Origin of the sequence: Coleofasciculus sp. (genome assembly GCF_046539235.1) — a bacterium.
In the GTDB taxonomy this organism is placed as follows: Bacteria; Cyanobacteriota; Cyanobacteriia; order Cyanobacteriales; family Coleofasciculaceae; genus Coleofasciculus.
In genome coordinates this window covers 1-3859 of the sequence record NZ_JBKHHI010000531.1, presented here as the reverse complement: position 1 = coordinate 3859, position 3859 = coordinate 1, and the positions used below count along the sequence as shown (strand labels likewise).

Sequence of the window (3859 nt, the reverse complement as noted above, 5' to 3'; positions counted from 1 at the left end):
GAGGCTTGTTAACATAACTTCATAAGGTTGAGTTTATTTCCACCAACCTACTTAACATTATTATATTTAGTGTTTGTCAACAGTCTTTGAAGCTGAACCGTTACCATGTCTGAACGGCGGATTGCGATTTCCATTCAAAATATCCTGCTCATTACTGCTACCGTTTTGCTGCTGCTGCTGCTGTGGCAACTCAGTAGTCTGTTGGTGATCCTGATGATTGCGGTAGTTCTTGCCGCCACCTTAGCCCCGATCATCAATAGAGCCCAACAGTTAGGAATTCCTCGCTGGTTAGCTGTTCTCCTAGTCTATTTAGGCTTACTGACCATTTTAGTTGGAGTCGGGGTGTTAATTGGACCAACCGTGGCACAGCAAATCCAGCGCCTGTTTCGCCGACTCCCTGACTATCTAGAAGTGTTAGAATCCTTAATCGACCGTTTGGCAGTTCGCCTGGGTATTAGCGAACCCATCATTAGTCAAATTTTTGATACCCAAACCCTCACCAATTGGGCAATTCGTTCCAGTCAGCAACTTGTTGTCCGATCTTATGGGGTAACGCGGGGATTTCTGGGTGGTGTTCTCAGTGTGATTCTAGCGTTATTTCTATCGGGCTATATGCTATCCGGTGCGGAACGCTTAATTAAAGGGATTGTGAGTTTATTCCCCAAACCCTGGGATGATCGCTTGGCGGCGCAGGTTAAACCAGTGAGTCGGCGCATGGGTAATTATATCCAGGGACGAGTGTTAGTTTCCGGGATTTTAGGAATTGCGATTACCATTGGTTTAAAAGTTTTGGGGATTACTGAATTTGCTTTAGGTTTAGGTGTGATTGCCGGGGGAACCAATCTGATTCCTTTTTTTGGTCCCGTGTTGGGGGCGATTCCGGCGTTGATTGTGGCAATTGCTCAAGGAGGGTGGACTTTTTTATGGGTATTTCTCCTGTTTGTGATTATTCAAAATGTGGAAACATACTTGCTTGATCCCCTTTTAGTCGGTTCTTCGGTGAGAGTTCATCCCTTGTATCAATTGTTGGCGGTAGTGGGTGGCGCACAGGTGTTGGGAATTATTGGAGCGTTAATTGTTCCCCCTTGGATAGCTGGCGCGTCTGTTTTGTTAGAGAATCTCTACCTGCAACCCAAACGACTGGCGGAACAGCAAGCCGCAGCACTATCACCACCATCTAGGGAAGAAACTCAAAGCACTCTATCGATGAAAGGTTAACATTAATATGAAGTTTTTTTCTTTTGTCCGGGTGCGGATTGTCCGGACGCTATTCGTGGCATTTATGGTTGGTTGTTTACTCGCCGTTTTGCCTGGTTTAGCTCAAAATAATTCCAATCAAACTAATTTTATAGCACCTATTATGCTGGATGGGCGCAAGGTTTTTGAAGTGACTCCATCTGCACAATACAGCGCCCAAGAACGAGCCGAATATGTGAATCAAGTTCTCCAAGAACTGGTGGAAACGGCGGAAAGTCCTATAAGCGTTAAAATCACTTCTAAAGATAAAATACCCGTAATTGAGATTAATGGGCAGCATTTGGTTTCTGTAACGTCAGACGATACACCAGAAGGAAGAAGTCCTCAAGAACAGGCTGAATTTTGGCGAAAAAAACTGCAAACGGTTATTCAAAAGGCACAATATGAGCGTACACCAATCTATTTGATTCAAGCCATCCTGCTTTCAATTGGTTGCGTATTACTGGCGATCGCATTGAGTTGGCTACTGGGTAAGCTTTGGTGTGATTGGCTGAAACCTCAGTTGGATAAAGAGGCGGCGGAGTCAGCCCCCCTAGAGGGAACGAAACAGGTGAACAGCCCCAAATTCGCCGGACAAGTTCTCCTGACACTTATCCGCTGTGCTATCTGGGTGTATGCAGTGATTTATATCACCACCCAATTTCGCCAAACCCGACAATTAAGTCGCATCCTTACTGATACTTTAATTGCTAGTTTAACCTCAGACATGATTCCCTTAGGAGATAACTCCTATTCGGTGTTGAAGTTATTAATCCTGATCGGCTTATTTGTCGGGCTGATTATTCTGGCAAAAGTGATCAAACAAGGGTTGCGATCGCGGATTTTACGGTTCACGGGTTTGAGTCGTGCGGCACAGGAAACCATTGCGATTATTTTCAATTATGCCTTTATTTCGATCACCAGCCTTGTCTTATTACAGTTATGGGGTTTAGATATTAGTTCCCTCACGGTATTTGCTGGTGTGTTGGGGGTTGGTATTGGCTTAGGATTGCAGGGAATTGCCAAGGAGTTTATTAGCGGCTTAGTATTAATCTTTGAACGTCCCATTCAAGTTGGCGATTTCGTCGATGTGGGCGGATTGATGGGAACGGTGGAACATATTAGCGTTCGCAGTACCGAAATCAAAACCTTAGATGATATTTCCATTATCATTCCTAATTCCAGATTTTTGGAATCGGAAGTGATCAACTGGTCGCATCACAGTTCGATATCCCGATTAAAGATACCTGTGGGCGTGGCTTATGGGTCAAACCTAACCACTGTCAGAGCGGCTTTGATTGATGCGGCAAAAGAGCATATTGATGTTCTCGCTCAACCCGCGCCGAGAGTCTTTTTTAAAGGATTTGGTGATAGTTCTCTCGATTTTGATTTATTAGTTTGGATTAGTGAACCCCCCAAGCAGTTCAAAATTAAGAGTGACCTTTATTTTCGGATTGAGGTCATTCTCCGCCATCGAGATGTGGAAATTCCCTTCCCGCAACGGGATCTTCATGTTCGTTCGGGGAATTTACCGATCGATATTTCTCCGCAATTAGTCGAATCATTAGCACAACTCTCCCAGAGTTTGGCAAAGTGGCTCGATCAACAATCCACGGTTAGTCCGCCGCCGGATGGTAATGGTCATGGTAAACATTAACTGTCATTTGTTGGTTTTTGATCAGGCAATTCTACAGGACAAGCTAAAAAAAATATGGATACAGTTTGATTACAGCTACCCATCCCAGTAAGCTTTAGCTTACTTGAGCTTTCAGCCGGAAATTTATTTCCCGGCTATACTTGTAAAATAAAAAAGAACAGTTAGAACTAAACTTAATAATCCGTGGCAACTGACTCCCCAAATCATACACCCAAGCAAGTTCTAGTTTGTCAACATCGTTCCTGTCAAGCCGAAGGTTCAGCCGATGTCTTGGCGGCGTTTGAGGAAGTGGCTAAGGATACAGACTTTAAGATAAAAGGGACAGATTGCCAAGGACAATGTAGTTGTGGTCCGACGGTGCGAGTTGTACCGGAAGAAACTTGGTATTATCGAGTTCAACCCAGCGATGTCCCCCGGATTGTGGAACAACACCTGAAAGAGGGTAAGCCGGTTGACGAAAAGCTGAATCCGAGGATTCATCGGCGGTTTAGCTTTTAAGATTATTCGCGCAACACCACACCACCACCGCACAGGTATTGCACCAAGCGCTTCTCGCCATTGGCTGTCAGTTTCTTACGCAAACAGCACAAGCATTCATCGAGAATACGGCAACTGAGATCGCTCCAATCATACCCCCAGACTTGTTCCAAGATTGTGTGACGATGAAAAGGCTGACAAGCATGGGAAAGTAAAAAATCGAGTAAATCAAATTCCTCAACCGTGAGTTCAATTAAGCGATCGCCCCGATAGACTTCACGGGTAGAACGGTTTAAACTTATATCGGCAAATTTTACGGTATAGGGGTCTTCCTCCTGATTGGGATGCAGATGCGCCCTGACTCTGGCGAACAACTCTTCAAGATCAAACGGTTTGACTAGATAGTCATCTGCACCCTCATCCAATCCCGCTACGGGATCACTTACTTCATCTTTCGCGATTAACAATATAATGGGAACCATTACCCCT

4 protein-coding genes are annotated in these 3859 nt (G+C 44.7%); 3 read left to right on the top strand and 1 reads right to left on the bottom strand.

Annotated features, from left to right (window positions below; translation table 11 throughout):
* The first annotated feature begins 105 nt into the window (after positions 1-105).
* The 3 genes from ACLFWI_RS28090 (at position 106) to ACLFWI_RS28080 (ending at position 3391) form a co-directional block, all read left to right on the top strand.
* The gene (locus tag ACLFWI_RS28090; RefSeq protein WP_446415670.1) at positions 106-1218 is read left to right on the top strand and encodes an AI-2E family transporter; all 1113 of its coding nucleotides are present in this window, start codon (positions 106-108) and stop codon (positions 1216-1218) included.
* A 7-nt stretch (positions 1219-1225) separates the two neighbouring features.
* Positions 1226-2893, top strand: a complete 1668-nt coding sequence (locus ACLFWI_RS28085; RefSeq protein ID WP_446415669.1) for a mechanosensitive ion channel family protein — start codon at positions 1226-1228, stop codon at positions 2891-2893.
* Positions 2894-3076: 183 nt separating this feature from the next.
* Positions 3077-3391 carry a (2Fe-2S) ferredoxin domain-containing protein gene (locus ACLFWI_RS28080; RefSeq protein WP_446407237.1) on the top strand — a complete coding sequence of 105 codons (315 nt, stop codon included), beginning with the start codon at positions 3077-3079 and terminating at the stop codon, positions 3389-3391.
* Between the two features lie 2 nt (positions 3392-3393).
* Here the strand turns inward: ACLFWI_RS28080 and ACLFWI_RS28075 are convergent.
* Positions 3394-3859, bottom strand: a 466-nt coding sequence (locus ACLFWI_RS28075) for a response regulator transcription factor (RefSeq protein WP_446415668.1), incomplete at its 5' end; no start/stop codon positions are given.

Excerpts from the sequence above, each read along its gene's own strand:
- ACLFWI_RS28090 (WP_446415670.1), top strand. The coding sequence starts at position 106 with ATGTCTGAACGGCGGATTGCGATTTCCATTCAAAATATCCTGCTCATT.
- ACLFWI_RS28085 (WP_446415669.1), top strand. The coding sequence starts at position 1,226 with ATGAAGTTTTTTTCTTTTGTCCGGGTGCGGATTGTCCGGACGCTATTC.